At 61.4% G+C, this 982-nt stretch carries 1 pseudogene; it reads right to left on the bottom strand.

What is annotated here, in order from left to right:
* Positions 1 to 486, bottom strand: a pseudogene (locus CFR71_RS15835) (hypothetical protein); the annotation flags it as partial.
* Positions 487 to 982: the final 496 nt, after the last annotated feature.

Genomic DNA, 982 nt, shown 5'->3' with positions numbered 1-982 from the left:
ATCTGACGGGGGCGCTTCGGCGTCGGCCACGGCTCGTTTCGCTTCGAGGAGCGACATCCGGCGGTTGAGATCCGAAGCCTTTGCCGTATCTGCGATACGTAGCCGGTCAAGATCCTGCCGGAGTGCTGCGATGTCGCTGCGGGTCCGCTGCACCAGTGCTGCTTCTTCCGTTACAAGCTGCAGCACCTGCAACTGGTCGTCCGATGTCATGGGAGCCGCTTGCAGGCGGGTTGCTTTCTGGACCGCATCATCGGTCGGAACGGCCTTTTCGATGCCGATATCGTGTCTCTGCGCAGGCGTGTTCTCGGTCGGCAGAGGTGCCGGTGTTGGGACGGCGGGATGGGGCGGCTTTTTCATCGCAAGGAGTGCCTTGAGATCCTCATCTGTAGCCGAGACCTGAGGTGCCGGGGGTGATGGCGATGATGCAGGTGAGTGCCCTGGCGCTGGAGACGCTTTGGGGCCTGACGGTAGCGGGGCGGAGATCATTCCGACTTCCTGGCTTACGGGAGACGTCTGCCTCTTTGCTATGCCCATCACGAGGAAGAGGGAGAGCAGACTGCCGACGGCGGTGCCAGCGATCATGACCTGCCTGCGACGCGGAAGCGCTCTGAAAAGGGCTATCGCGTGTGGAACGGGTCTGTTCTTCTTAGGTGCTGCTGTCACAGGTTGCGGGTGAGGGGAGGGAGGCTCGGCAATTATGTCCGCCTCGGGCGAAGGGTCAGGCTCGGGCGTCGTGGCCAGCTTGCGGAACGGCACAGGTTCAATGCCGCGATCCGCGCTGAACGGATCCCGGGACGTCGTTGCGGTTACGGCTGAGGTCATGGTGAATGCTGCCTTCTGATAGAGAGTGCAGAATTCGTCGATATCATGCGACCGGTGCGCGAAACTTACTTCTTCATGACGACGTCCGACATGAAGATCACGCCAACACTGACCTGAGCGGCAAGGTTTACGCGCGGCTGGGTCGGCATCTGCTGCATGA

This window comes from Novacetimonas pomaceti (assembly GCF_003207955.1).
Taxonomy (GTDB): Bacteria; Pseudomonadota; Alphaproteobacteria; order Acetobacterales; family Acetobacteraceae; genus Novacetimonas; species Novacetimonas pomaceti.
This window is presented reverse-complemented; position numbering and strand designations above follow the sequence as displayed.